Genomic DNA, 24,562 nt, shown 5'->3' with positions numbered 1-24,562 from the left:
TATTTTTATACTTTTGAAGAGGCGCCGCCAGGCAAGCTGGCGGGGTTTTCTGATATAATATCGGATTAAAAAAAGGTTTCCAGGGTCAAGGAAATATTTTCCAGGCAAGGTGGCGGGTTTCATCTCTCCATATCATCTGGATTGAAAAACGTTTTTCAGGGTCAACAGAATTTAAAAAAAGGGCGGGGCGTAGAAGAAAAAGCCCCTTTCAATACACGGTTTCCTTTTTTGTCCTCATGTCGTATGCCCTGTACTCGTCCGCTTTCTTGTCCTGAAGGTAGACATGCTCATACACAGGGTCACGGATGCGCTTTTTATATTCCTCCCGGGCTTCAGCCTGGCAGTTTTTGCAGGCGTAGATCGGGACCGAGACCCCGAAGACCCTGGTGTCGTTTATGCTCCTATGGGCGTGGGAATCGATTGTTACGTAGCCCTGGCAGTCGGGACACATTTTTATGGTTTCGTCCTGGAACTCCTGGATCATGTCGGTGTCGTAGAAGATCTGTTTTTTCCGGTGGTAGAAGTCCCCGAGGCCTTTTACGGTCTCTTCGACCAGGAAGTCCCGGTTTTTCCAGTTTTCGAGCTGGGTTGCGACGATTTCGTCAAGGACTTTCCGGTCCCTTGAGGCCTGGACGAACATCCCGGGCGTGTAGTCGGGTTCCCGGACACAGGAGTAGTCAAGCCCGGCCATGGCCAGGATTATCCCGGTATTCACGTAGGGAAGGGCGCTCTGGATGGCATAGCCGCCTTCAAGCACGGCCATGTCGGGGGCGAGTTTCTCGTTCAGCCTGGCGTAGCCCTGGGCGGAAAAACGCATGTTTGCCAGGGGGTCGGTGTAGTGGTTGTCCTGCCCTGCCGAGTTTAAGACCAGTTCGGGCTTGAAGTCCCTGAGGATGGGCAGCACCAGGGAGTCGAGCACGTAGAGGATGCCCTCGTCCGGGGTTCCCGGGGGCAGGGGGATGTTTATGGTGCGGGCCAGGGCCTTTGGGCCTCCCAGCTCATTCATGAAGCCCGAGCCGGGATAGAGCGTCCTCCCGTCCTGGTGAAAGGAAATGAAAAGCACGTCAGGGTCGTTATAGAAGATTTCCTGGGTCCCGTCCCCGTGGTGGACGTCGGTATCCACGATTGCAATCCTGCGGATCCCGTACTTCCTGCGCAGGTACTCGACCAGGATGGCCTCGTTGTTGATGTTGCAGAAACCCCGGTTCCCGTGGGCAACGGTCATTGCGTGGTGCCCTGGCGGGCGGACCAGGGCAAAGGCGTTTTTGACCTCTCCCACCATGAGGGCATCGGCCAGGACCAGGCAGCTGCCTGCAGCGATAAGGTGGGGAGTCGTTGCCTGGGCTTTTATGTCCGGCACGCAGAAGTGGACCCTGGCAATGTCCTTGTAACCGGCCAGGCGGGGGGTGTACTCGGCGATTTGGGGCAGGTCCATGAGCCCTTCTTCAAAGATCTGGTCCCGGGTATAGAGGAGGCGTTCTTCCCTTTCAGGATGGGTCGGGGAAATGGCCCAGTCAAAGGCCGGGAAGAAGATCAGCCCGGTTTTTTCGGCTTTCGTGCGGTCTGCAGGGGCCAGGGGTTCGGGTCCGGACCCGGGCTCGTTCAGTTTCACGGGTTCTTTTGCTTCCATATTGAGCTCCTCGATAGTACCGGGTCCCTGTTCGGACTCGCTCATTTTTTCCTTTACTTCTCTTGCTTCTGAAATTTCTCTTTCTCTCTTCTCTTCTTCGTCTTCTTTTTCTCTTTCTTCCTTTTCAGCTACGCCTTTTAAGGCATCCTTAATTTTTCCAAACCCGAACTTCATGCCTTTTCCCTCCTCTTCCATTCAGGGATAAGGCCCGCAGGGATCTGCATGTTCACATCAAAAAGGCGCCCTGCAGTAAGCCAGCCCTTGACCACATTGAAGACCTCGCTGTGGGTGATTTCGGCTTCTCCTGCATACTCGGAAATCCCGAACCTTTCCGCCCTCTCCCTGAGGAGTTTTGCAGCAAGGGCTTCGGCATCCTCGGAGCGCATCTTATTGAAGTTGCTGATGTCGGTTGTGTTTAAACTCAGGATTTCTCCTTCTTCTGCCACCGAATACACCTTCTGCTCGGTATCGATGCGCAGGTTCAGGGTGAGGGTAGGCCTTGCAACGGCGGCCCCTATTGCGTTTCCTACTTCAGCGTGTTCCGGGATCAAGGGCCTTGCGTTGAGTTTTTCCGCAACCCCTGCGATCAGGCCTCTTGCTCCCCCTCCGACGCCCACAACGTTTTCAGGCCTTTCTTTTTTCTTCTGCAGCACTTCCCAGATCCGGTAGGCAGGTTCCTGTTCCCATTCCAGAAACATCTCCCTGACAGCAGATGCGATCATCTCCGTTGCGATGTCCACGATCCGGCAGGCAGTTTCGGTTTCGGCCCTGGTGTCATAATCGTACTCGGCTTCAATATCGGCCCCCAACCTGTCTTCATCTTTGCCTGCATCTTTGCCTTCATCTTTGCCTTCATCTTTGCTTTCGGTTTTTGCAATTCGGGAGGCAATGGATGCGACTGCTTCTTTTGCACGTCCCGGGTCTCCTATTTCAATGAGCCCGAGTACCCGGAGGGCGTCCGTAGGGGTCGGTTCCGGCCCTCCCATGCAGTAAGCAGGGCCCGCCCTGTCCGGGCCGACGGTGATTGTCCTTTTGCCCTCTCCTGCCTCCGCAACCCTGACGGCGCTGTCTCCTCCCACTGCTATTGAGCGAACGGCAAAGGCCCGGACCTGGGTCAGGAAAGCATCGAGTTTTGCGCCTCTGGAAGCCATGAGGGGCTTTCCTGAAAGGATAAGGGCAAGGTCGGTGGTCGTCCCTCCGATGTCCACTACCACTGAGGTCTGCCCTTCGGGGGTGAGAGCCAGGGCCCCGATGGTGCTGGCGGCAGGGCCTGAAAAGATTGTTTCTACTGGAAACTCCGTGGACTTTTCAAGGGGCAGGGTCCCCCCATCGGCCTTCAGGATGTAGACCGGGGCTTTGATGTCTCTTTCCGCAAGGGCTTTTTTTATTTCCGCAACAAAGGCCCGGTACTTTTCTTTCGTGGCCGAGGCAAACATTGTGCTTGCAACCCGCCTGGGAAAGTTCAATTTCCCCGAGACCCTGTGCCCGAGTTCTACTTTACATTCGGGGTGCATCTCTTCCAGGATTTCTGCAACCCGGAATTCATGGTCAGGGTTCCTCTGCCCGAATTTGCTCACGACTGCAGCCCTTAAAAAGCCCAGGTCCCGGATGCGGCTGACATTTTCCCTTACTTCCGCTTCGTCTAAGGCCTGGATTTCCCTTCCCCGGTAGTCCATTGCCCCTTTCAGGAAAAAGCTGTCAGGAAAGTTGTAACTTGCAGGGTTTAAGCCCGGGCCCGGGATGAGCAGCAGGGCCACATGGTCGGTTTTGCCCTCGGCAATAAGGTTTGTTATCACTGTTGTGCTGAAGACCACCCTTTTGATCCTTTCCGGGGGGATTTCCCCGCTGACCGCATCAAGGGCAGTAAGCAGGGATATCAGGAGGTTTTGGGGCTCTGTTGCAACCTTGGCGGTACTGTAAACTTCTCCGTTCCCGATGAGCACCGCATCGGTGGTGGTGCCCCCTACATCAATTCCGATTAACATTAGCTATTCGCCTATCCTCACCTTTTTTGAATGAATTACCTTACTATAGAAATAATTTGTGTGATGTGACGCCGCAATGATGTGCTACCGCAAAAAAACTAAAACATCCGGTTTCTACGGCCTTCCGATAGAAAGCCGTTTCGGAATCGTGTAAAAAAATCCGGCCCGAGAAATAATCCGCCCCGAAAAATACAACTGGAAACTTCCCTTGACCCCGGAAACCATTTTCAATCCAAACCTTAGATGAAAACCCCCGCCAGCTTGCCTGGCGGTGCCTTCCAATAAAAAAGAGATCCAAAAAAGAATGTTTTTGGGGTTTGTTTTTCTGTCTTTGTTTGTTTTCTGTCTTTAAGTTTGTCCGGGATCGGAAAAAATGATGGTAAATGCAGTTCCTTTTCCGGTTTCAAGCTCAATTTGCCCGTCGATTTGCTCCACCAGGGCGTGTACCAGCTGTAAGCCGAGGGTTTCGGTTTTTTTGAAATCGACGTTTTCGGGGAAGCCGGCTCCGTTATCCGAGTAGACCAGATTATAACGGGGAGAATTGAGGGATGAGTTAATGGAGGGGTTAATGGAGGGGTTAATGGAGGGGTTAATGGAGGGGTTAATGGAGGGGTTAATGGAGGGGTTAATGGATGAGTTAATGGATGAGTTAATGGATGAGTTAATGGATGAGTTAATGGATGAGTTAATGGATGAGTTAATGGATGAGTTAATGGATGAGTTAATGGATGAGTTAATGGATGAGTCAAGGGGCGAGGGTTCGGAATCCCGGGCAGCATTGCCGGAGCCCGTTCCGGGGTTAGGAGCCTGAGTTCCGGGTTCAGGTTCTCTGCGGAGTGAAATCAGGATGTTTCCTTCCGCGCCTTTCGGAAACGCATACTTCAGGGAATTCGAAAACAGCTCATTGATGATTATCCCGAGAGGAATTGCGGTGTCAATGCCGAGGAATATGTCGTCCACGTCCAGATGGAGGTGTATCCTTTCGTTTCCTATCCTGTACGATTGAAGCAGGTCCGCAGTCAATTTCCGGAGGTAGGCGGTAAAATCGATGCTTTCCATATCCCTTGATTTGTACAGTTCTTCATGGATCATGCACATTGAGATGACGCGGTTTTCGCTTTCCCGGAACGCCTCAACAACCTTCTTATCTTCGAACTTTTCGGCCTGCAGGTTGAGCAGGGAAGAAACCACCTGGAGGTTGTTTTTTATCCGGTGGTGGATTTCTTTTTTGCGCATTTCTTCAACTCTTGCCAGGGCCTGCTGTGCAATTTTTTTCTCGGTTATATCGTATAGTGCTCCCTGCACGAATTCCGGTTTTCCCGAAGCATCAGGGATGTTCTGGATTATCTCGTAAACCCAGCGGACCTTTCCGTCTTTCCGCATGATCCTGTAGTCCCGTTCAATGGCAGTCCCGGGGACTGACCTCAGGGCATTTGCATCTTCAATAATCCCCGGCAGGTCCTCAGGATGGACTATCCTGTCCCAGTTCAGTTTGCCTGAGTTAATATCCTCTTCCCCGTATCCCGTAATTTCCTTCAGGGTCCCGTGCATAAAGACGGGAGTGAAATCCATGTTGCCATGGAACACGATCCCTCTGAAGTTCTCCAGGAATGTGCGGTAGAGCTCTTCGCTTTCTTTCAGTTTTTCCGAGTAGAGCTTGATTTCGGTAATGTTTTTCATCACTCCGAGGGCTCTGCATATGCTGCCGTCTTCATCCCTGGTGAATACCCCTTTGTTTTCCACATAAAAATAGCTCCCGTCCTTCCGCAGGAACCTGAATTCCTCATGAAACTTTTCTCCGCTGCTCCAGCATTTCCTGAGCACCTGCTGCACTCTCCTGCGGTCCTCAGGATGAATGTGCTCCACCCAGTCATAATAATCAAAATTCTGGATCTCTTTAGAGCTATAGCCTGTAAGTTCTTCGAAGGCACCCCCCCATTCAGCCAGGCCGTTTTTCAGGTCAAAGCCGTATATCAGCTGTCCTGTCTGTTCAGCAATGAGGCGGTATCTTTCCTCGCTCTTTTGCAGGTTTTCTTCGGTTCTTTTGCGTCCGGTGATATCCAGCATCACCCCGACAAGCCCTTCAATCTTGCCCGAAAGGTCCCTGTATGTAGCTTTATTAAAAGAGAATTCCCTTTCCACCCTGTCAGCACACATCACTTTTGACTCATAAAACTGAGCCCCTCCCTTTCGCAGGAGCTGTGCGTCCATCTTTTTGTAAATGTCTCCCAGTTCGGCGGGAATAGCTTCCTCAAGCTCGTCTATTGAGCACCCTATCACTTTTTCTTTTGGAAGCCCAAGGATCCTTCTTGCAAACAGTTCGTTGCATCCCTGGTAAACTCCTTTCTCATCCTTGTAAAAAACGGGTGCAGGGATCGTATCAAGCAGGGTTTCCAGAAAACGGACTTTGCTCAGGAGGTTTTCTTCTATTTTTCTTTTCTCAAAGGCTTCCGAAACCAGGGCAGCAGCCGAACAAAGGAAGTATGCGTCTTCTTTTGTGAACTTCCTTTCTTCCTTGCTGTGGACTGCCATTATCCCCAGGGGTTTTTCCACGCTTCCGATAACAGTACTCATTCCAGTGGCAGTACTCGTCCCGCTGCCAGTACTCGTCCCTGTGGCAGTTCCACGGCACTTTTCGGGGCCTGCCTCCATGAAAATTTCCTTTCTGTCCCGCGGTTCCAGGAAGATAGGCCTGCTTGAAAGCAGCGTGTACCCGGCCTGGCACGCTGTCTCTTTTTTGACTATGGCCCCCAAATGTGAAGTTTCGGGTGTGGTCCCGGCTTCAAGGCTGAAATCTCCTTCTTGCAACAGTTTCAGGATTGCACAGAAATCCACTTCAAGCGCACCTGCAACAAGGGATGCTGTTTCTTTATGAAAAATCTCGGGGTCTGCGGCAGCCGTGGCCCTGGAAGCCAGTTCCCTCAGCCTTGAAAGGGCTTCATGCATTTTGACTCCCTTGCGCATTTTTTCTTCCATCAGTTTCAGGGAAGTGATCTCGGAGCCGCAAAGGGTTGCGTACTCGCCATCATTTGAAGGTATGAATGCAATCGAGTAAACCTTTCCCCCTACTTTGACTTCCAGGGTCTCCTGCCTCTTCCGGAGGATTGTTCTCCGGACGGTTTCCCTAATTCCCGGTGGAAGTCCTTCTCCCACGCAGGTTTCCCAGAGTTCCAGCAAAGGTTCACCTGACAGGTTTGCATAAAGAACCGTCCCCCCTTTTCCAGCCCTGATTATAGGGCTCGGGCTGGCTGAAAGGAATTCTTCCATCCAGTTTTCTCCTTTCCCATTTTCCATGCTACCAGTAAGGTTAATATTGAACACATCCGTTAATGCTGAAAACATCCGTGTTTTGAAGTCGTTTACATCAACTTCGTTTATATTATTTGTTCAAACTAAAGAAACCCCTCAATTTCCTAACTTCTCAGCGTTATTTTACATAATTGTTTAAAAATGTATCCTGTTATCTCCCTTCAAGATAATACCTGGCCCTTATGGTCAAGCACGGGATATATATAAAATACCGGATATTCTGAATATCCAATGGGATTTTTTCCTGCAAAGGACATTACATAAAAGTTTATTCTTTTACAGGCTTAACATTAAAACCAAATTTGAATACGAAAATAAAAGTAATCAGTTACGAAAACATTATGAGTTTTGAGGGAAGGTATCTGGCGTGGAAGACTTAAATCAGCTCAAGCGGAAACTTGACGACATGGATGTTTTAGAACTTTCGGAATATATAATGAAAAAATACCCTGAAAACCAGGAACTCTGGTATGGGTCCAAAAAAATAGTCGTAAGGAGAATCCTGAATTTCGAAAGAAACCTGATGAACGAAAGTGAGATGCCGATACAGTAATTTTTCTTCGTCTTTTCTTCGATTTTCTCATTTTTTTCTTCGATTTTTTTCTTTTCGTGCTTTCTTTATCCTGAACCAGGGATAGGAATTCATATCCTGTATATGAGGCATATGATGCACATATTGATGCGCATATGTTGTACCTGATGTACGCTTTTCTATTTTGTATTAAGTTGGCAATAAAGCCCGTATGCTCACGTTAGTTTCTTAGCCTTGTCGAATTTTCAGGGTCGCATCTTTTCGAACTTTTCCCTGGGAGCTCCGCATCTCGGGCATTTCCAGGACTTCGGCAGTTCCTTGAAAAGCGTATCGGGACCTATGGATTGTGAGGAATCCCCGCAGGTCGGGTTGTAAAGGTAACCGCAATTTATGCATCTGTACGTTAGAATCACCTGCCCGGTTTGGCCAATTGCTTAATTGCTTTGATGTTTGCCAGGCGTTAGAAACTGATATTAACTGGTGTTAACTGGTGTTAACCGGTGTTAACCGGTGATTTCAATTTTCCTTTTCCCTTCAGAGTCTCAGGATTTTTAAGGAAGTGTCCTTTAAATCCAGCCCCGAAGCTGCATGGCTTCAACTACCCTGCTGACAGCGAGGGTATAAGCAGCCTGGCGCATGCCTGTGTTGTTCATTTCTGCGAAATCGAACACGGAATGGTACGCTTCTTTCATCTTTTTTTCCAGGCGTTTCTGGACTTCGGCCTCGTCCCACTGCATGCTGTACTGGTTCTGGACCATCTCAAAGTAGGAAACAATGACCCCTCCGCCGTTACAGAGAATATCCGGGATCACATGGACCTCGTTTGTATAAAGAATGGGGTCGGCTTCCCTGGCTGTGGGGCCGTTTGCAAGTTCGGCAAGGATCCGGGGGGTGACCCTTCCGGCATTTTCTGTTGTGATCACGTTTTCCAGGGCAGCCGGGATGAGGATGTCCACTCCCAGTTCCAGAAGTTCTTCGTTGGTGATGTTTCTGGCTCCCGGGTAGCCGAGCACCGACCCGCTGGAAATCTTGTGCCCGGAAACGTCTTCAGGGTCAAGTCCCTCTTCGGCATAGACTCCGCCTTTGCTGTCGCTGACCGCAACGACCCTGCACCCAAAATGTTTTTTTGCAATGTAGGCTGCGTGGTACCCCACATTTCCGAAGCCCTGCACGGCAACCGTTGCGCCCTTAAGGTCCAGGCCCATCTTCCCGGCAGCTTCTTTTATTGCATACCAGCCTCCCCGGGCCGTTGCATCGTACCTGCCTGCGGAACCCCCCAGGCTTGTGGGCTTGCCAGTAATGACGCCGAAGACGTTTTTACCTGCCAGTTTCGAGTACTCATCCATCATCCAGGCCATGACCTGGGGGTTTGTATAAACATCAGGGGCAGGCACGTCCCTATCGGGGCCTATGACCTGGTAGACCCCCCGGATGTAGGCCCGGCTCAGGCGCTCAAGTTCCCGGTGGGAAAGCTCTTTCGGGTTACAGACCACCCCGCCTTTTGCTCCCCCCAGGGGCAGTTTGTGCAGGGCGCATTTCCAGGTCATAATGGCCGCAAGGGCCCGGATCGTCTCAATGGTCTCGTCCGGGTGGAAGCGGATCCCGCCTTTTGTAGGGCCAAGGGCTTCGTTATACTGGACCCTAAAACCCTTAAAGACCCTGACCGAGCCGTTGTCCATGTGGATCGGGAGAGCAACGAAGAGCTCGCGCATGGGCATTTTCAGGAACGCTTCGATATCAGGAGTAAAACTGAGGCCTGCAGAACAGGTGCATACGTGCTCCTTTATGTCATCAAGAAGGTTTGGCTCCGAACTCATCAATACCCCCATTGGAGTATGGGTTTTGTGTCATTAAATAGGTATTGCAGCGGTACTGTAATGGGTACTACCAAGGTTACTGCAATTGGTACTGCAATTGGTACTGCAATTGGTACTGCAACAGGTGCTGCCCGAATTGCCGTTTTCCCTGCTGCCGGAAAACTTTTTAAACTATGTTATTCAAATTTTGTCGGGGTCAAATTTCACGTGAGTTTTGGGGTGAGAAGAGTTTACGAAACCGATTTGAAATCCGAAAGCTGCGTCCTGGCATATGACTGGCGCCTCTTCGAGATCGAAGTGCAGATAAATATCCTCAGCTACCTGAACCCTGTAAATTCCGGCAGGGAAAAAGCGCGTTTCCTTAAAGCGTATGCCGCCGGAAAACACTATGACCCTATCTTTGAATACGAGAGTCCCGGTCCTGAGGTCGCAGGCCTCTGCAGGGAGCTGAAGCGGATAAAGGGAAGGCTTGAACTCTGCAAAAATTCCGTTTTTGCCCCTTACTACATCAGGAAAATCGACTATCTTCTTTATTCCCATGCCCTTTTAAAGCGCAGGGAATCCCCGGATTTTGGGGCCGAACTTGCCGCTTTTCACGGGAGCCCTCCCAAAGCCCTGCTCGCGGAGGCAAGAAAGAACCTGAAGAGCCTGAAACCTCCTGAGGAAGAAGAGGAAAACCTGGAACCTGATACTGTCCGCAGGCTTTTTCAGGACGAAATCCGGCGTTTAGGGCTGGAATGGGAAATCAGGCCCACCGGAGGCGGCGGGGCAAAAATAGCCGTAAGTGCTGCCCGCGGTGAAATTTACATCAACTTTTCCACCCTTTTTTCCAGGTCCGGGGTCAAACGCTACCTCTGCCATGAAATCGGCACCCACGTCTTCAGGGCTGAAAACGGGAAACGCCAGCCACTAAGGCTCTTTCTCTCCGGCTTTCCCGGCTACACGGAAACCGAAGAAGGCCTTGCGGTTTACAACGAAGCCCGGAGCGGACTCCTTGACCCCAAAACCCTTAAAAAATACAGTGCAAGAGTCGTGGCCGCAGCAATGTGCTCCGAAGCTTCATTTTCCAAAATTTTCGAAGAGCTTGTCTGCTATTTCCCCCCGGAAAAAGCCTTCACCCATGCCCAGCGGGTCAAAAGGGGGCTCATCGATACTTCCCACCCCGGGGGCTACACCAAGGATTACGTGTACCTGAGCGGCTTTCAAAAAGTCCGCTCCTTCTTGCAAAACCAGCCCTCGGAAGCGGAAACCTTAAAAATCCTCTACTGCGGAAAAATCGGGCTCAAGCACTTCGAACTTGCCCGTGACCTTCTGGAAAGAGAGATCCTGAAGCAGCCCCGCTACCTTCCGGAAATGCAACTTTCTTCCCCGCTTTCCAGGCCCGCTTTTTTATAAAAAGTTTCTCAGTTCACCCGCAGTACCCGATTTACTTTATTTCCTTTTTCCTCTCTTTGAAGAACCCCTGCGTCCTTTATTATTCTCAGCTTTTCAGTTCCCTGCAACCCATTTATTCTTCTCTTCGCAGAACCCCGGTGTCCGGTGTCATTCTAGTTTTTAAGTCGCCAGTGATCCATTTTTTTCTTCGCTTCGCAGAACCCCGAAGCACTCACCGGTTGCGAAGCAACCGGCGTTTTCCAAAAATGTCCTGAAATTCTAATTTAAAATAAAACAGGTATGTGTTCTGGCCTGCGAAGCCTGCCTGCGAAGTCTACCTGCAAAGAAGGTAAAAAGTAAAAGCATTTGATAGAAATTGTATAGGAGGTAAACAAAACAGGAATGAATAAAACTTAAACTATATTTTTCATATCTCTTAATTATAACCTGAAAATATTCCTTTTGAATTTATTTCTTATTTTTTTGGGGGAGGCGCCGCCAGGCAAGCTGGCGGGGGAATCCTCTTGCACCTTGACTGAAAAACGGTTTCCGGGGTTAATGGAAAATATTTTTCCATGCAGGCTGCAGGTTCATTCCCATAACGCCTGAACTGAAAAGCGGTTTACAGGGTTAAGGGATGTATTTACCGGGGCAGGAGGCCTTAATTCCAGTATTCTGCAAAAATACGCTCAGAATATCCGGTTTTTTCAAAAAAGGGTCCTGACAAACGTGCCGAAAGCCTTCATCAGCCGCAGGGAGTTTCCGGAAAGCATGAGCTTTTTCATCAGGACCGAGGGGTGGTCCATGTCCCCGTATTCCGTGATGGTATCGAGTATCCGGGGGGTGTTCAGGGAACCTATCAGTTCGTTTAACTGCCTGTCTTCCAGCTTTCCCATGTAGTCGTGGATTTTCATTCCGATTTCGAGTTCTTTTCCCAGGCCCTTTCTCCAGAGCCGATCGTATTCTGAAAGCCTGGCTGCGGAGCTGTCCCCTTCAAGGGCGGCTTCGGCTGCAACTTTTCCTGCAATCTTTGCGGCGAAAGCCCCGGTATACACCCCGCCTCCGGAGGTCGGTTTCGTCTGGCCTGCAGCGTCTCCTGCTACCAGGACTCCGTCCGCATACGTCTTTTCCAGGGGGCCGATGGGGATCCCGCCCATGACGAAGTCGAGCATGCCCCCTCCGTACCTGGCTTTAAGGTGTGGGTTTGAGCTGAGGAACTTTTCGAGGCAGGAAAGAGGGTTTTCTCCTTTCCCTAGGCGGTTTGCTTCCACCGCAAGCCCGATCCTCGAGACCTTTTCATCAAGGGGCACGGTCCAGGCGAAAAAGCCCGGGGCCGGGGAGCCGGGGAACAGTTCTACAAAATCGGTGTCCTCGGAGGTGTAGGGGGCTTCGATCTGGACTCCGGGAAGGATTCTTGCAGGTTTTCCCAGGCCCGCGTACTGGGCAACCCGGCTTTTTACGCCGTCTGCCCCTATCACCACGGCCGCGTTTATGGTCTCGGGTCTGCCGTTCCTGATGACCCGGAGTTTTGTTGGAAAGGATGGAGAGGCTGGGGAGACTGGAGAGGTGGGAGAGCTTTTCCGGTCAGCTTTTTCTCCGCAGGTCCCGCTTTCAAAATCCCTATCAAGCCCCACAGCCCTTGTTCGCAGGGAAATTTCAGCCCCTTCCTCCACAGCCCGGGCTGCGAGGGTGCGGTCAAAGCTTTTCCGCGAAACCACGTATGCCTTTGTCTTCTTTCCGTCAATCGGCAGGATCTGCCCGTCCGAGGCATGGACAAAAGCCCCGCGCACGGAATTGAACACGAAGTCTTCCGAAGGCCTGAGGCCGCATTCGGCGACTGCGCGGGTGCTCAAAAGCCCTGTGCAGCCTACAGGAGACCCTATGGAACTGTGTTCTTCAAGCAGGAGGACTCTAGCCCCATGCTCTGCCGCAGAACGGGCGGCAGTGGAGCCCACGGGCCCGGCTCCCACAACGACCACATCGTAATTCATGCTGCATCACCTTCAGGTAGCGGGTTTGGGAAAAAACTTAATATACATGTAAGTATGGTTATTATGTCTATCCAAATATACAATATAAGTATGGTCAAGTTTGGGTTTGAAGTTCTGTTTTTACACCCTTCACAATACCTTCACAATATTGATATAGCGCTAAACGCATCCTTCCTGAAAACTGAACAATAAGATACTTAACCATTTTCTTTGAATCACCTATACCACCACTAACCATACCACCTTTACCCGTACCATCGCTATCCATTACCACAGTTACCATCGTTACCCATTATTACAGTTACCATCGTTATCCATTATCACCTTTAACCACTATCAGTAAACCATTACCACCTTTAACCATCTTCTTTTAACCACCGGCCAGTGCTTTCCATGCAACAGAAAAAAGAAAACTCAAGGGCCCAGCGCCCGAATAAGCAGAGCCAGAACACCCAGGTAGGGAAAAGTTCCGGAGCTTCTGCCAGAAATACCCCGGAAATGGCAAGAAAGCCTTCGCCTGACAGGGGCAGCAGCGCAAAAAAGCGCTACGATGAAACTCCTTCAGGAAAGTATTCCTCTGGAAAATCTTCTTCTGGAAAATCTTCCTCTGGAAAATCTTCTTCTGGAAAATCTTCCTCTGGAAAATCTTCTTCTGAAAAGGCTTTCTCTGGAAAAGCTCCTTCCGGAAAAGCTCCATCTAAAAAGACTCCTTCCGGAAAGCCTCCCTCCGGAAAAAAGGATTCCGGACGCTTTGAATATGAAAACGACAGCATTTTCTGGTGCCGGGAGTGCAACCTGCCCCTGATAGGTGAGGAATGCGGGGCATGCGGAAAAGCCGGAGTTACGCTTCCCCTTTCCCAGCCTGCAGACGTCCGTTTCTGTTCCCCTTACGAAAAGGAAGTCCTGTCCGGAAAGCTCGTTTCGGATTTCGGCTGCGACCCCCTGGGAGACCGGATAATCCTCCTGAATAAAATCCCGGGGGAGGACAAGACCGATGAAATCATAGTTGACGGGCTGCATTTTGGGGTGCTGCGCTTTGAGCTTTCGAAAATGGACTACGTGTTTGAGCCTTCCGTGGAAGGAGCAAAGCTACTCCTGCAGCATGGGGCAGGAAAAAAAGTCGAGCTGAAAAAAGCGAAAAACAGGCATCTGAACGGGAAAAATGTGGGTGCCGGGCTTGTTGAGGCTTTTTCCGAAGATATCAGGGCAGGGGACTTCGTCCTGGTGGTTGCTGGCAGCCTTAGCGGGTACGGGATTTCTTACATTGACGGCAGGGATTTTGCAGTTATCGAAACCAGTCCTGAAACCAGTCCTGAAACCAGTCCTGAAACCAGCCCCGAAACCGGAGTCCTGCCAGAAACGGAGAATTCCTCAAAAGCAGGAGTCCCGCAAGAAGCGGAGAACTCCCCCGAAGCCGGGAAAAAGGTCATCAGGATCAGGAAGATTGACAGTGGGGATGCGGCCCTGCACCCGAAGGTGCCTGGCCTTGCAGCCTGCATCGAGGCGAACCGGAAGCACCTGCAGGCCCTTGGGAAAAATGCCATCAACACCATCCGGGGGATTGCTTTCCGCAGGGAGTACAGCCAGCTTCCGGTATATGTCTCCTTCAGCGGGGGAAAAGACAGCCTGGTCGTGCTCGACCTGACGCGGGCAGCCCTCAAGCAGAGGGAGTTTAAGGCTTTTTTCCTGAACACCGGGATAGAATTCCCGGAGACGGTCGAGTTTGCCCGGAGCTTTTGCCGGGAGGCGAAAGTTCCCTTCGAGGAAATGGGTGCGGGGTCTGCTTTCTGGGAGAACGTGGAAAGGTTCGGGCCTCCTGCAAAGGACTTCCGCTGGTGCTGTAAGGTCTGCAAACTGGCTTCGGCAGGGGACCTGGAAACGGGAAAAGGCGCATGTACCCTTCGCGGAGGGGAGAGTGGGCAGGAAAACAGACAGAAGAAAGGACAGGAGAACCTGCAGGAAAAACAGGATGCAGTGGCTTATCTTACCGTGGACGGGAAAAGGAAGCACGAGTCTTTCTCAAGGGCCAGGATTGCTGCAAGCGAGACCAATCCCTTTGTCCCGAACCAGCTCAACATCTTCCCGATCCGGGACTGGCGGGCGCTTGAGGTCTGGCTCTATATCCACTGGCGCGGGCTTGCCTACAACCCCCTTTACGACCAGGGTTTCGAGAGGGTGGGGTGCTGGCTCTGCCCCTCGGCCCTGGCTGCCGAATATGAAAGGGTTAAGGCACTTCACCCTGAGATGTATGCTAAATGGGACGCTTTCCTGCTGGACTGGGCAAAAGCCAGGGGGCTTTCGGAAAAGTTTGTCGAGCACGGGTTCTGGCGCTGGAAGGAACTTCCCCCCAAGATGCTGAAGCTGGCCGAAGAGCTGGGAATTTCCGTCCTTCCGGAAGAAAAAGCCGAAGCCTTTGAAATCGAAGTTGTGTCAGGCATTTCCCCCTGCAGGGCCGGAGGCTTTTCCGTGGAAGCCGGGGTAAGAGGCATAAGGCTGAAAGAAGCTGCCGCCTTCCTGAACGTGCTGGGGCCTGCAGTCTACGCTGAAGAACTGGGCATGCTGCTGGTCAGGACCGGTTCCGGGACCGTGAAGTTCTTCTCCAACGGGAACCTGCTTGTGAGCTCGGAAACAAAAGAAAAAGCAATCTCCCTTTTTAAGGAAGCAGCAAAACAGCTGGTCCGCCTTTCCCGCTGCACCCACTGCGGGATCTGTGTGAAAGCCTGTCCTGTGGGAGCGGTTTCGATAGATGAAAAAGGGCCTCATGTTAGCGAAGCCTGTATCAGGTGCGGGAAATGTACGGAGTCATGTGTTGTGACAAAGTATTTCAAGAAGCTTGTGCCTGATTTTGATGCAAGGTTAAAGGTTTGAGCATTCGACAACTTGAACAGTCAAAAGCTTGAATATTCGAAAGCTTAAATATTCGAAAGCTTAAATATTCGAAAGCTTAAATATTCGAAAGCTTAAATATTCGAAAGCTTAAATATTCGAAAGCTTGAACAGTGGAAAGCCCGGGTTCTCAGGTGGGAATAAGCCGTTTGCAAAATACTCCCGTGATCTCACAAAATATTTCCATTCCGGGTTCCCATTCTATGATATTTTTAAATAGTTCCTAATTATATTTCCTTATTGTTTTCCAGCAGGACACTTGCTTAAAATGCTTGCTTGAAAGACTTGCCCTAAATACTCGCCTTAAATACCCATTTGAAATGCTCATTTGAAGCACTGACTTGAAATACACTTTAAAGTGCCTGCTTCATTGTAATAAGATTTTCAACGGAACTGAAGAATGTTATTAAATCAACCCCCTGACGGTGTTAGCCAGCTGATTGCCAGCCGCTGGAAGATCGGAGCGGCCCTTGCAGTAGCTGTGCTGCTTTATTTTGCCTTTTTGATCCTGCTGCCCCTTGCAGACGGAATCGTGCTCGGGCTCGTCTTTGCCTACATTGCCCGGCCCATCCGCATGAAATTTAAAACCCGCAAAAAACTGGGGTCCATGGTCGCCAGCCTCTGCATTTTCATTCCTATTATATTCATTATCGGGGCAGGGATTGTTGAGATCCTGAACCAGATATCCTGGATTATTGACCACCAGGCGGCAGTCTTGGGCGGGATCTTTGATTTCGTGCGCTCCCTGGATATCCCGGAAATGTACCTCGAAAGGATAAATACGGTTGTCTGGAACCTTTTTTCCTCCCTGCTCCCGGCTTTTGGCAGCATCGGGCTGGTTTCCTATGCCCAGAGCATCGGGCTTTTTGCCATAAATTTCATAGTCTCGATTTTCTTCTGCTACTTCCTGCTTGCCGATGGGGACAGGCTCTACTGCGCCATGCTCTCCGTGGTTCCAGGGGAGTACCAGGGCACCGTAAACCGTTATTTTGCCCACCTTGACCTTATACTCAAGGGCATTTTCATAGGCAATGCCTATGCCGCACTCTTTGTAAGCGTGACCTCGGTTGTGGTTCTCTATGCTTTCGGGCTCCCCCACGTGCTGGCACTTGCAACCCTTATCTTTATAGCTTCCATAATACCGCTGTTTGCCGGGTATATGGTGCTTGTGCCGCTGTCCGTGCTGCGCTATTTCGAGTACGGTTTTGACAGTGCCCTCCTCTTTTTCGTGGTTTCCTCCCTTGTAATCTACGGGCCTCCCGAGCTGCTTCTCCGGCCTTTCCTTACCAGCTATAAGTCAAAGATTCATCCCATGCTCCTTATGCTGGCTTTTCTGGGCGGGGCTTTTGTTGGGGGGGTTGCAGGCTTTTTTGCAGCCCCAATCCTGCTGGGCGCCCTGGTTGCAGCCTACAAGATCTACCAGGAAAACATCCGCCCCGGGCAGGCAAGGGACCAGGACCCGGAACTCACAAACCCCGGAAGCTCCTGCAGGGCTGAGCCTGTAGGGAAAGCTGAGTGAAGGATAAGGGTTGAGCTATAAAAGTCGAGCTATAATGGTTAAGCTATAAAGGTCAAGCTATAAAGGTTGGAGATATAAAAGGTTCAAAGAGATAGCAGTCTAAAGAAGTTCAAAGGAGGATACAGGGACAGCCTGAAAGGGCCTGAAAAAATAAATGGAAATTAACGCTTTTTCGGGCCCGGCAAAAATGAATATCAGGCAAAAGGGATTGCTTTATATCATTGTAGGGTGTTAGGACTGTCATACATTCTTCTTTCATTTCCATAAACAGGATCTGCCGACAGGTACAGGCGGCAGGGAATCAAATAATTAATCAACGAACTTTGCTTAATCTGGAACCGAAATTCCAGGGCTTTGGAGTAACACAGGTGATGGAATGCAGTTATTACTCATTCACTCTGATTATATTGAATACGAAACCAAAAAACAAACCCCAGTTGCTGAAAAAATAGAAGAGTCTTTAAAATCCGGCAGGCTTGAGGAGGCCCTCACAGCTTTCATGGCTGTGGAGAGCGTAGACGAATCCAACCCGGATGAAACCGTAGAAAAGGCTGTCGCGGAAATCGAAAAGGTCGCAGCCCAGGTCAAAACCGACAGCATCATGCTCTATCCGTATGCACACCTGAGTTCGGACCTTTCCTCCCCGAAGGTCGCGGTGCAGGTCTTAAAAGGCATTGAAACCGCCCTTTCAGGCAAATACGAGGTCAAGAGGGCACCTTTCGGCTGGTATAAGGCCTTTAAGATCAGCTGCAAGGGACACCCCCTTTCCGAACTCTCCAGAAGCATCAGCCCCGAGGGTGCAGCCCCTGCAGCAGGCAAGGCCGCACCTGCCGGGGAAAAGGAGGAAGTGGTTTCCGAAGCCCTTAAAGCCGAGGGTACTGCCAGGTCTTACTGGCGCATCCTGACCCCCGACGGGGAACTCCATGAAGTCGAGGGCTTTGACCTCACCCCCTACCCAAAACTCCAGCAGTTTGTAAATTACGAAATTTCCAAGAGCAGGGCAGTTGAGCGGGCTCCTCCCCATGTGGAACTCATGCGGAGGCTTGAGCTTGCGGACTACGAGCCCGGGTCCGACTCGGGGAACATGCGCTACTACCCCAAAGGCCGGCTTGTCAAGTCCCTCATGGAAAACTACGTGCTTGACGTTGCAACCGATTTCGGGGCCATGGAAGTCGAGACCCCCCTGATGTACGACATGAACCACCCGACCCTGAAGAAGTACCTGGACCGCTTCCCGGCAAGGCAGTACTCCATCGAGTCGGACAAGCGGCAGATGTTCCTGCGCTTTGCAGCCTGCTTCGGGCAGTTCCTTATGAACCACGACATGACGATCTCCTACAAGAACCTACCAATGAGGATGATCGAAATGACCCGCTACAGTTTCAGGAAGGAGCAGCGGGGCGAACTCGTGGGCTTGAGGAGACTGAGGGCTTTTACCATGCCGGATATGCACACCCTCTGCGAGGACATGGACCAGGCCGTTAACCAGTTCAAGCAGCAGTACGACCTCTGCATCAGCGTGCTCGAGAACATGGGGATCTTTGTTGACGACTATGAAGTAGCCATCCGCTTTACGAAGGACTTTTATGAGTCCAACAAGGACCTGGTCGTAAGCATGGCACAGACCGTCAACAAGCCGGTGCTTGTGGAGATGTGGGACACCCGCTTCTTCTACTTCGTGCTCAAGTTCGAGTTCAACTTCGTAGACGCCCTGGCCAAGGCAAGCGCCCTTTCCACCGTCCAGATCGACGTGGAAAACGCTGAGCGCTACGATATTTCATACGTAAGCCCAGACGGCAAGACCGAGAGGCCGACCGTGCTCCACTGCTCCCCGAGCGGGGCAATCGAGCGCTGCATCTACGCCCTCCTGGAAAAGGCAGCCATGGAAACCGAAGAAGGAAAAGTCCCCATGTTTCCGGTCTGGCTTTCCCCCACCCAGGTCAGGATCGTGACGGTTTCCGAAAAGCACATGGACTTTGCCGAGGAAGTTTCAAAGAAACTGGACTGCAGGGTCGACATCGACGACCGCGACCTTTCCATCGGGAAAAAGGTCAGGGAAGCCGGCAGGGAATGGGTTCCCTACGTGGTGGTCATCGGGGACAAAGAAGTCGAGGAAGGCACCATCAACGTGACCATTCGGGCCGAGTCGGAACAGGACAAGCCAAAGAAAGTCCAGATGACGCCTGAAGAGCTCTATGCAAGGATCAAAGGCGAGATCGGGGACAAGCCATACAGGAAGCTGCCTCTGGCAAAATACCTTTCTGCAAGGCCAAAGTTCCTCTGAACCGCTTTTTACATTTCCCGGGAGAGGCAAAAGGTCCATTCAGGCCCTGAACCCTGCCCTCTCCCTCCGACTTTTCCCACCGGCTTTTTCCATTTTCATACATAACATATATATCGCCGTAGTTCTTATAATTGAAAGGGCTTACTTTTATATGAAAGCAGTTTAATCCATACATTTTTCCGTACCCAGGGTCCGGAAGGCAGTGATGGAAGGTTTTTGATGAATTACCCTTGAGTTGAATCCTGAGTTGAGTCCTGAGTTGAATCCTGAGTTGAGTCCTGAGTTGAGTCCTGAGTTGAGTCCTGAGTTGAATCCTGAGTTGAGGGGAGTTACTTCTTAGAATGTTTATGTTTGCATGCTGCATTTTTCCATCTGCATGCTTTATCTGCCCGATTTTCCGGTAGCTGCTGGAGACTGTTTAAATGGCAGTTTCCGGGCTTAAAGAAGCAGCGAAAAGGTACTTTGAAAATACACTTAAAGACACTTTGGAATCACTTTAAGACCCTTTGAAATTACACTTAAAGACACTTTGAAAAGACACCTAAACACACTTATTGTGAAAAGAATAAGGACAGCATACTAATGACAATTTCAGGTGAAGCCGCACTCGGCATGGAAACCGTCGAGCTTGAGCCTTTACGGGAAGATAAGCAAAAAATCTTCAAAGATATCCTGGCGTATCTTGAGACGCACCAGAGGGGTTACATAAAGGTCCCGACAGGCTGGGGAAAGACCTTCCTTTCGAAACACATAATGCAAAAATACTACACGGAAGGAAAGCTCGTGCTATTCCTGGTTTCGAAAAACAACCCTCTTCTGAACCAGACCTATTACGATAGGAAAAAAGAGAGCCCCCTTTTCCCGAACAGTGCGGTCCTTTCCTCGGAACATAAGACGGACCGAAAAGAGCTTGCAAAGGTGTTGAAAAAACACGGGGAAGGGAAGGGTAAGGGCTTTGTACTCTTTGCGTCCCTCCAGACCGTGCTGGGAAAGCAGAGTGAGGACATCAAGAAGCTACTCCTGGAATATACCGACCTTGCTGTTGTGGACGAGATCCACAATTTCATCAACAACAGGGGAAACGATTTCCTGAACGAGTTCGGGGGGCGGACAAGTATCCTGGGGATGACTGCGACTCCCTTCCAGGGCGTTGTCGGAAATGTCAAGTTCGTTGACGAGATCGCCGGGGATATGCGGGAGGTCTACGCAAAGACCCTTCCCGAATGCATCCTGGACGAAGAGCTTGCTCCCCTGAAATATGTGATTGCCGAAAGTTCGGAGGACATATTTGAAATCTTCGACTTTGATAAAGGGCTTGCCGAACTGGACAGGCAGGACCTCTTCCTGGACTGCAGCACCGCCGAAAAAATGAAAAAAGTTGTCCGGCGGACGCAGCTTGCAAAAGACGTGTACGATTCCCGGATAAAGGGAAGGAAAGCAAAGACCCTGGTCTTCTGCGCCCCCGTCCGGAAGCAGGTCTACGGGGCAGGGACCGGCCAGGAGATCAACGCTTTTCATGCAAAGCTTGCAGCTTCGGTTTTCAACGGGGAGATTTCGGCAGCCGAGTTCGAAAAGGACCGGGACCCCGTCCTGCCTTCCACTTTTGATAATTATGCAGAAGACGGTTCATTCAGGGATACCGCTTTCATTACCTCGGAGCTCCCGAAAGACGAGCAAAAAGCCCTCCTTGAGGCTTTTAAGGATACTACAACCCCTCCTTATGTCCTCTGCACCGTGGGCATGCTGATTGAGGGTTTTGACTTCCCCGCCCTTGAATCCCTTATCCTGCTGCGCCCAACCCTGAGCATGCGGCTTTTCGAGCAGCAGATAGGAAGGGTAACAAGGCTTTCTCCGGTCTCGGGGAAGAGGAAGGGCAGTGTCTTTGAGATTGCAGACAATATCGACTCCCTTTACCAGCGTTTCGGGGATGGGGTTTTTGGCGGGGAAAAGGTCGACCAGATCCAGATGCTCCAGCCCGAAATCCGCCTGGAGGAGCTCTTTTCCGAGGGGGATGCCGCCCGGGCAATCGAGGAAGGAAAGATCGAGATAAGCAAAATCGATTTCAGGCCCAGGGGAAAAGGAGACAGTAGAGGAAAGGGCAAAGGAACCGGAGAGGGGAAAGAAATGCAGGCAAGGGAAGTCCCCGTGCGCCTCCCCCCGACAGCCCTCAGGGCCAGGTATTTTTCCCGCCTGCTGGCCCTGACCGAGGAAAAGGACATAGGGGCTTTCGAGAGGGAAAAGCGGGAGCTCATGCGGGCAGCTCTGAGGTTCAGGGTCCGGGACCCTTCGGATTCGGAAGAGCTTTTTGAGCTCTGCACCCAGATAAACAAACTCAAACGTGAAGCCTATGAGGACCGCAGGCTTGGGGATGTCTCAAGGCAGCACAAGCCAAAAGTCTTCGGGGAAGTGGAATGGCTCCTGAAACTCCAGGCCCTAAACTCCCTCAAATATGCCTGCGACCACCTTTCCTACAATGAGAAAGCAAGGGTCCTCAGGACCCTGGGCTTTGAACCCGACTTCAGGAGGATCGACAGCCAGAGGCTCAAGTGCCTTAAAATCGGCTCAGCCCAGAAAACGATCCCCGACCTGGTCAAGGTCCTGGGCTTCGTAAGCCGCCTTTCGTCCTCCGAAACCTACCAGTTCCTCGACAAAAAGAAAAAAGAGCAGTGGAAGAGGGAGTTTTTGCCCGCGGTCTACTGGGGCTTCTGCTTTATCGAAGACTCTCCCGAACTGAAGGAACTTTTCGAGTCCACGGAATGGGACCGGCGGGTCAAGAATATCATCAGGCAGAAGTAAAGGCTCAGGCAAAAATCAAATTGCTGACGGCCACCCAGTCCAGTTTATTGGGAAGTGTTTAGTATCGTTTAACAAAGTTTCCTTAATATTAGAGTAGCAATTCGAACTCCTGTAATCATGATCCAAGAAACCTCAACTTAAAAGGGAGTAAGGGATTATCGATCTAAAGGGGCGCAAAAAAACGTGCGGGGGTTCACTTCATCCCCGACCTGAAGGACGGGGTATTCGTGACCCTCCGCGCTCCCGATGTAATAAAAAGTGTAATTTGTTGAGTCAGGAACTATAATCACCAGATTTTGGAACTGAGTCGAATAAATGCGAATAAAATTTATTTTTTGCTCGTAGATAAGTGAGAGAATGGAGAAAAGACATTTTTATATCTCAAATAATGAAATTCGTATTCCTGCCATACTGTGGGGAAAGCAGAGTGAAAAGCTGTTGATTGAGGTTCATGGCAACCTTTCTAATAAAGAGGATACCGTAATTTCCATGATGGCGCAAAAAGCCGTTGAAAAAGGTTACCAGGCATTAAGCTTTGACCTGCCCATGCACGGTGAGCGTGTAAATGAGGAATATGCCTGTATTCCAGAAAATTGCGTAAGTGATCTGGCTGCCGTTTATGAATATGCAAAGTCGCTTGCATCTGACATTCATTTGTTTGCATGCAGCATGGGAGCCTATTTCAGTCTGCTTGCCTATCACGACCTTAACATAAAACAAAGTTTATTTCTCTCGCCCGTCGTCAATATGGAACGCATCATAAGCAATATGATGGAAGGTTTCCAGGTAAGTGAAGAAAGACTAAAAGCAGAGCATGAAATCCGGTTGCCGATCGGACAGACACTGGAATGGAACTATTATTGCTATGTGAGAGAAAACCCGATTTGTTTTGAATGGAAAGCACCTACTGCCATTTTGTATGGTTCTGAAGATAATCTGTCTGAATGGAACGAGATCTCAGCATTTGCAGAGAGGTATCACTCAACAGTTAAAGTCCTGGAGCATGGGGAGCATTACTTCCATACGGAAGAGCAATTGAAGATATTTGATAGGTGGGCAGATGAAAACCTGCTGTAAAACTTGATAGCATACTGCAAACAGAGAAGCATCCGGCATTTTATTCTTTGCCTGGACGGTTATAGAATTAATGAAGCTTCACAGGTAGAGAAATAAAGAAAAGTAATAAATGCAGGCTGGTCGATATATCTACCTTTAACAGGATTTGATATAATGGCCCACATTATCGTTGATCAGGACCGCTGCACAGGATGCGGTGTTTGTGTAAAGGTATGCCCTTCGGGTATAATCGATCTGGCTGGTGAGGCCCATCTTCCACAGGTGAAGGACGAAAACATTTTACGCTGCCTTTATTGCGGTCACTGCGAGGCTTTCTGCCCGTCTGAGGCTCTCGTTCTTAACCTCCGTCCTGATGAAAAAGTTCCCCTGCCTGCCGGTGCAGGTACTATCTCTCCGGAAGACATGGCGTTCTATCTCAAGAAACGCAGGTCTGTCCGGCACTTCACCGGAGAGCCCGTGCCAAGGGAGAAAATCCTCGAAGTCCTCGATATTGCCCGCTACGCCGCTTCCGGGACCAACGGCCAGCCGGTCCAGTGGCTGGTCGTCCATGACCCGGAGAAAGTCAGGAAGATTGCCGGGCTCACCATCGAATGGATGAAGAGCCTGATCAACACCTCCCACCCTATGAGCGGCTACGTGCCTGCACTTATTTCAGCTTGGGAACAGGGAATCGATGTCATCTGCCGGAACGCCCCGCACATGCTCTTCGCCCATATTCCCGAAGGCAACCCTATCGCACCGGTCGATGCCATAATCGCCCTCACCCATTTCGATATTGCTGCGCCAGCATTCGGCATCGGCACCTGCTGGGCCGGCTTTGTTGCGGCGGCTTCCATGTTCTACGAACCTCTCCAGAAGGAACTCGGCCTGCCCGCGGGAAGGAAATTTGCCTACGCAATGATGTTTGGCAACCCGAAGTACAAAGTATGCGGAATCCCTCGCAGGAAGCCTCTTGAAGTGACGTGGCAGTAAGGCATGAAAACTGCCTGAAACTTTAAAATATTTGAAATTTTTCAAAAGATTCTAAGGGACGTGTTCAGTTCCTTTTCTTCAAATATTAGGGAGCCTGCGGGGTTTTGTGCATCATGCCGTATGACCTGCCCGACGGGTAGTACTCGGCCCCGAGCTGAATTTTCCCCGCCATATTTCACCTTCCACGTATTCAACAAATGCAAGCGCAAGGTCGATTCCTGCAGAAATGCCTACCGAGGGAAAATCCAGCGGAGGGCAGTTCGAGAAAGTAACATGAGGATTAATGGACATCCCTTTGCTACAGATTACAGGACCGGGATTTTCGGCAACTATGAGGCATTTCTCGGTTCCCTGAGCAAATTTGCTCCAGAGCGATATTATTTCCTACGG

At 50.6% G+C, this 24,562-nt stretch carries 15 protein-coding genes; 8 read left to right on the top strand and 7 right to left on the bottom strand.

What is annotated here, in order from left to right:
- Positions 1-208: 208 nt before the first annotated feature.
- The 3 genes from FTO70_RS14745 to FTO70_RS14735 form a co-directional block, all read right to left on the bottom strand.
- Positions 209-1,804 (bottom strand): histone deacetylase, encoded by a 1,596-nt coding sequence (locus tag FTO70_RS14745; protein WP_255336526.1) that lies wholly within the window; start codon positions 1,802-1,804, stop codon positions 209-211.
- Entirely contained in the window at positions 1,801-3,615 is a 1,815-nt protein-coding gene (locus tag FTO70_RS14740) for a hydantoinase/oxoprolinase family protein (RefSeq protein ID WP_255336525.1), read from the bottom strand. Before FTO70_RS14740 ends, FTO70_RS14745 begins: the two co-directional genes overlap by 4 nt.
- A gap of 348 nt (positions 3,616-3,963) precedes the next feature.
- Positions 3,964-6,909 carry a PAS domain S-box protein gene (locus FTO70_RS14735; RefSeq protein WP_255336524.1) on the bottom strand — a complete coding sequence of 982 codons (2,946 nt, stop codon included), beginning with the start codon at positions 6,907-6,909 and terminating at the stop codon, positions 3,964-3,966.
- A gap of 382 nt (positions 6,910-7,291) precedes the next feature.
- Between FTO70_RS14735 and FTO70_RS14730 the strand changes: the two genes are divergently transcribed.
- The gene (locus FTO70_RS14730; RefSeq protein ID WP_255336523.1) at positions 7,292-7,477 is read left to right on the top strand and encodes a hypothetical protein; all 186 of its coding nucleotides are present in this window, start codon (positions 7,292-7,294) and stop codon (positions 7,475-7,477) included.
- A 224-nt stretch (positions 7,478-7,701) separates the two neighbouring features.
- On the opposite strand, the gene FTO70_RS14725 is transcribed toward FTO70_RS14730, so the two are convergent.
- The gene (locus FTO70_RS14725) at positions 7,702-7,869 is read right to left on the bottom strand and encodes a rubredoxin (protein ID WP_255336522.1); all 168 of its coding nucleotides are present in this window, start codon (positions 7,867-7,869) and stop codon (positions 7,702-7,704) included.
- A 153-nt stretch (positions 7,870-8,022) separates the two neighbouring features.
- Positions 8,023-9,273 carry a Glu/Leu/Phe/Val dehydrogenase gene (locus tag FTO70_RS14720; protein WP_255336521.1) on the bottom strand — a complete coding sequence of 417 codons (1,251 nt, stop codon included), beginning with the start codon at positions 9,271-9,273 and terminating at the stop codon, positions 8,023-8,025.
- 60 nt (positions 9,274-9,333) lie between these two features.
- On the opposite strand from FTO70_RS14720, the gene FTO70_RS14715 reads away from it, so the two are divergent.
- Positions 9,334-10,668 (top strand): tyrosine/phenylalanine carboxypeptidase domain-containing protein, encoded by a 1,335-nt coding sequence (locus FTO70_RS14715; RefSeq protein ID WP_255336519.1) that lies wholly within the window; start codon positions 9,334-9,336, stop codon positions 10,666-10,668.
- Positions 10,669-11,354: 686 nt separating this feature from the next.
- Here the strand turns inward: FTO70_RS14715 and FTO70_RS14710 are convergent.
- Both FTO70_RS14710 and FTO70_RS14705 read right to left on the bottom strand, forming a co-directional pair.
- The gene (locus tag FTO70_RS14710; RefSeq protein ID WP_255336518.1) at positions 11,355-12,638 is read right to left on the bottom strand and encodes an NAD(P)/FAD-dependent oxidoreductase; all 1,284 of its coding nucleotides are present in this window, start codon (positions 12,636-12,638) and stop codon (positions 11,355-11,357) included.
- Between the two features lie 94 nt (positions 12,639-12,732).
- Complete coding sequence (locus FTO70_RS14705) at positions 12,733-12,906, bottom strand: hypothetical protein (RefSeq protein WP_255336517.1); 174 nt, start codon at positions 12,904-12,906, stop codon at positions 12,733-12,735.
- Positions 12,907-13,031: 125 nt separating this feature from the next.
- On the opposite strand from FTO70_RS14705, the gene FTO70_RS14700 reads away from it, so the two are divergent.
- The 6 genes from FTO70_RS14700 to FTO70_RS14675 all read left to right on the top strand — a co-directional run bounded on the left by FTO70_RS14700 (position 13,032) and on the right by FTO70_RS14675 (position 24,172).
- On the top strand, positions 13,032-15,506 hold the full coding sequence (locus FTO70_RS14700) for a phosphoadenosine phosphosulfate reductase family protein (RefSeq protein ID WP_255336516.1): 2,475 nt from the start codon (positions 13,032-13,034) through the stop codon (positions 15,504-15,506).
- A gap of 418 nt (positions 15,507-15,924) precedes the next feature.
- Positions 15,925-17,043 carry an AI-2E family transporter gene (locus tag FTO70_RS14695; protein ID WP_255336515.1) on the top strand — a complete coding sequence of 373 codons (1,119 nt, stop codon included), beginning with the start codon at positions 15,925-15,927 and terminating at the stop codon, positions 17,041-17,043.
- Positions 17,044-17,419: 376 nt separating this feature from the next.
- A complete protein-coding gene (locus tag FTO70_RS14690) occupies positions 17,420-19,327 on the top strand; it encodes a threonine--tRNA ligase (protein WP_255336514.1) in 1,908 nt (635 codons plus the stop codon).
- 582 nt (positions 19,328-19,909) lie between these two features.
- Entirely contained in the window at positions 19,910-22,123 is a 2,214-nt protein-coding gene (locus FTO70_RS14685) for a DEAD/DEAH box helicase (protein WP_255336513.1), read from the top strand.
- A 357-nt stretch (positions 22,124-22,480) separates the two neighbouring features.
- Positions 22,481-23,200, top strand: a complete 720-nt coding sequence (locus FTO70_RS14680; RefSeq protein ID WP_255336512.1) for a carboxylesterase — start codon at positions 22,481-22,483, stop codon at positions 23,198-23,200.
- 153 nt (positions 23,201-23,353) lie between these two features.
- Complete coding sequence (locus FTO70_RS14675) at positions 23,354-24,172, top strand: nitroreductase family protein (RefSeq protein WP_255336511.1); 819 nt, start codon at positions 23,354-23,356, stop codon at positions 24,170-24,172.
- Positions 24,173-24,562: the final 390 nt, after the last annotated feature.

It is taken from the genome of Methanosarcina sp. KYL-1, from assembly GCF_024372725.1.
Lineage (GTDB): Archaea > Halobacteriota > Methanosarcinia > Methanosarcinales > Methanosarcinaceae > Methanosarcina.
The sequence above is the reverse complement of the archived record's forward strand: the minus strand, read 5'-3'. Positions and strand labels throughout refer to the sequence as shown.

Bases quoted from the DNA above. Each gene is read 5' to 3' on its own strand.
- FTO70_RS14685 (WP_255336513.1), top strand. From the start codon at position 19,910: ATGACAATTTCAGGTGAAGCCGCACTCGGCATGGAAACCGTCGAGCTT.
- FTO70_RS14715 (WP_255336519.1), top strand. From the start codon at position 9,334: ATGGGTACTACCAAGGTTACTGCAATTGGTACTGCAATTGGTACTGCA.
- FTO70_RS14690 (WP_255336514.1), top strand. From the start codon at position 17,420: ATGCAGTTATTACTCATTCACTCTGATTATATTGAATACGAAACCAAA.
- FTO70_RS14695 (WP_255336515.1), top strand. From the start codon at position 15,925: ATGTTATTAAATCAACCCCCTGACGGTGTTAGCCAGCTGATTGCCAGC.
- FTO70_RS14700 (WP_255336516.1), top strand. From the start codon at position 13,032: ATGCAACAGAAAAAAGAAAACTCAAGGGCCCAGCGCCCGAATAAGCAG.
- FTO70_RS14710 (WP_255336518.1), bottom strand. From the start codon at position 12,638: ATGAATTACGATGTGGTCGTTGTGGGAGCCGGGCCCGTGGGCTCCACT.
- FTO70_RS14680 (WP_255336512.1), top strand. From the start codon at position 22,481: ATGGAGAAAAGACATTTTTATATCTCAAATAATGAAATTCGTATTCCT.
- FTO70_RS14720 (WP_255336521.1), bottom strand. From the start codon at position 9,273: ATGAGTTCGGAGCCAAACCTTCTTGATGACATAAAGGAGCACGTATGC.
- FTO70_RS14675 (WP_255336511.1), top strand. From the start codon at position 23,354: ATGGCCCACATTATCGTTGATCAGGACCGCTGCACAGGATGCGGTGTT.
- FTO70_RS14740 (WP_255336525.1), bottom strand. From the start codon at position 3,615: ATGTTAATCGGAATTGATGTAGGGGGCACCACCACCGATGCGGTGCTC.
- FTO70_RS14705 (WP_255336517.1), bottom strand. From the start codon at position 12,906: ATGGATAGCGATGGTACGGGTAAAGGTGGTATGGTTAGTGGTGGTATA.
- FTO70_RS14745 (WP_255336526.1), bottom strand. From the start codon at position 1,804: ATGAAGTTCGGGTTTGGAAAAATTAAGGATGCCTTAAAAGGCGTAGCT.
- FTO70_RS14735 (WP_255336524.1), bottom strand. From the start codon at position 6,909: ATGGAAAATGGGAAAGGAGAAAACTGGATGGAAGAATTCCTTTCAGCC.